This is a genomic window from Vannielia litorea (assembly GCF_018424695.1).
GTDB classification, from domain to species: domain Bacteria; phylum Pseudomonadota; class Alphaproteobacteria; order Rhodobacterales; family Rhodobacteraceae; genus Vannielia; species Vannielia litorea_A.
In genome coordinates this window covers 1-2,905 of sequence record NZ_QTNQ01000171.1, presented here as the reverse complement: position 1 = coordinate 2,905, position 2,905 = coordinate 1, and the positions used below count along the sequence as shown (strand labels likewise).

At 64.9% G+C, this 2,905-nt stretch carries 1 protein-coding gene; it reads right to left on the bottom strand.

The features are described from left to right. Window positions 1-16 precede the first annotated feature (16 nt). Complete coding sequence (gene polA, locus DYI42_RS23625; RefSeq protein ID WP_213549544.1) at window positions 17-2,842, bottom strand: DNA polymerase I; 2,826 nt, start codon at window positions 2,840-2,842, stop codon at window positions 17-19. Window positions 2,843-2,905: the final 63 nt, after the last annotated feature.

The window sequence follows — 2,905 nt, the reverse complement described above, 5'->3', positions numbered from 1 at the left end:
GGCGGGGGTGGGGCGGCTAATGCGCCTCGGCCCAGCTCATGCCCTGGCCTGCGTCCACCTCCAGCGGCACGTCGAGATGAACTGCCGGGTTGGCGGCGCCTTCCATGACTTTCTTCACCGCCGCGATGGTGTCGTCGATGGCGGCTTCTTCGACCTCGAAGATCAACTCGTCGTGGACTTGCAGCAACATCTTCGCGGGCAAGCCTTCTATCGCCTCGGGCATGCGGATCATCGCGCGGCGGATCACGTCGGCTGCCGTGCCCTGAATCGGCGCGTTGATCGCGGCGCGTTTGGCAAAGCCCGCGCCGGGGCCCTTGGCGTTGATCTCGGGGGTGTGGATCCTGCGGCCGAAGAGGGTTTGCACGTAGCCGTGTTCCTTCGCAAATCCCACCGTATCGTCCATGTAGGCGCGGATGCCGGGGAAGCGCTCGAAGTAGCGGTCGATGAAGGCCTGCGCCTCGGCGCGGGGGATGCGCAGGTTGCGCGCCAGCCCGAAGCCGGAAATCCCGTAGATCACCCCGAAGTTGATGGCCTTGGCCTGGCGGCGGATCTCGGGTGTCATCTCGTCGAGCGGCACGTTGAACATTTCGGACGCGGTCAGCGCGTGAATGTCCTGCCCCTCGCGAAAGGCCTGCTTCAGCTCTTCGATGTTGGCGATATGGGCGAGGATGCGCAGCTCGATCTGGGAATAGTCGAGCGACACCAGCTTGTTGCCCTTTTCGGCGACGAAGGCCTCGCGGATGCGGCGGCCCTCCTCGGTGCGCACGGGGATGTTTTGCAGGTTGGGGTCGGTCGAGGCGAGGCGGCCGGTGTTGGCGCCGGTGATGGCGTAGCTGGTATGCACCCGCCCCGTCTCGGCATTGATGTGGGTCTGCAGCGCGTCGGTGTAGGTGGACTTGAGTTTGGAGAGCTGGCGCCAGTCGAGCACCCGCGCGGGCAGGTTATGCTCGGTGGCGAGGTCTTCCAGCACATCGGCGGGGGTGCTGTATTTGCCGCTCTTGCCCTTCTTGCCGCCCTCCAGCCCCATCTTCTCGAAGAGGATCTCGCCAAGCTGCGCCGGGGAGCCGACGTTGAAGCTTTCGCCCGCAAGCTCGTGGATTTCGGCCTCCAGCCCGGCCATCTTCTGGGCGAAGGCGTTGGACATGCGGGAGAGCGTGTCACGGTCCACCTTCACGCCGTGGCGCTCCATCTGGGCCAGCACCGGCACCAGCGGGCGCTCGAGCGTTTCATAGACGGTCGTGACCCGAGCGCGGTGCAACCGGGGCTTGAAGGTCTGCCAGAGCCGCAGGGTGATATCCGCATCCTCGGCGGCATATTTCACCGCCTCCTCCAGCGGCACCTTGTCGAAGGTGATCGCGCTCTTGCCCGAGCCGATCAGCTCCTTGATCGGGATCGGGTTGTGCCCGAGGTAACGCTCCGAAAGCGCATCCATCCCGTGGCCGTGCAGCCCGCCGTGCATGGCATAGCTGAGCAGCATGGTGTCGTCGAAGGGGGCCACCTGAATGCCGTAGCGATGGAAGATCTTGGCGTCATACTTGATGTTCTGGCCGATCTTCAGGATCGACGGGTCTTCGAGCATCGGCTTCAGCGCGTCGAGCGCCTCGTTCAGCGGAAGCTGGCCTTCGGCAGGCGTGTCATCCGCGAAGAGGTCATCGCCGCCGCCCTTGATATGGGCGAGCGGGATATAGCAGGCCTCGCCGGGGGTGACGGAAAGGGAGATGCCCACCAGATCGGCAGTCATCTCGTTGAGGCCTGTGGTTTCGGTGTCCACCGCCACGTAGCCCGCCTGCGCGATGCGCATGAGCCAGTCGTCCAGCGCCTCGCGGGTGGCGACATGCTCGTACTTGGTGTGATCGAATGGGATTTCGCTCGCCGTCGGATCGGGCATGTCGGAGGCGTCCGCCCCATCGGAGCCGCCCGCGTTGCCCGGCGTATCGTCAATCACCGGAGGCTCAACCTTGAACTGCTCCGCCACCCGCTTGGCCAGGGTGCGGAACTCCATCTGCGCGAGGAAGGCGAGCAGCGCCTCCGGGTCCGGGTCTTTCACCTCCAGGTCATCCAGCGTGAAATCGAGCGGGGTGTTGCAATCGAGCTGGACGAGGCGTTGGGAAATGCGGATCAGCTCGGCGTTGTCTTGCAGGCTCTCGCGCCGCTTGGGCTGCTTGATCTCGTCGGCCCGCTCCAGCAGCGTGTCGAGGTCGCCGTATTCGTTGATGAGAAGTGCGGCCGTTTTGATGCCGATGCCCGGCGCGCCGGGCACGTTATCAGTACTGTCGCCCGCGAGCGCCTGCACGTCGACCACGCGCTCGGGCTTCACGCCGAACTTCTCGATCACCCCGTCCACGTCGATGCGCTTGTTCTTCATCGCATCGAGCATCTCGACCCCGTCACCGACGAGCTGCATCAGGTCCTTGTCCGACGAGATGATGGTGACACGCCCGCCCGCATCGCGGGCTTGGCAGGAGAGGGTGGCGATGATGTCATCGGCCTCGTAGCCCTCGATCTCCTCGCAGGCGACGTTGAAGGCGCGTGTGGCTTCGCGGGTCAGCGGAAACTGCGGCACCAGGTCTTCCGGCGCGGGCGGGCGGTTGGCCTTGTACTTGTCATAGATCTCGTTGCGGAAGCTCTTTCCGGAGTAGTCGAAGATCACCGCCGCATGGGTGGGGGCATCGGGGCCGGTGTTGGCCTCGATATATTTGTGGAGCATGTTGCAGAACCCCGCGACAGCACCGATGGGCAGGCCATCGGACTTGCGAGTGAGCGGCGGCAGCGCGTGGTAGGCGCGAAAGATGAAGGCCGAGCCGTCGATCAGGTGAAGGTGGCAGCCTTTGCCGAATGCCATGGTGTGGGCCTCCCGAATGCGTTGCGGATTACATGCCACGGGGCGGCGGCGGGGGCCAGCGGG

What these genes read in the sequence shown, in the direction of transcription:
- polA (WP_213549544.1), bottom strand. Translation starts at nt 2,842, where the DNA reads ATGGCATTCGGCAAAGGCTGCCACCTTCACCTGATCGACGGCTCGGCC.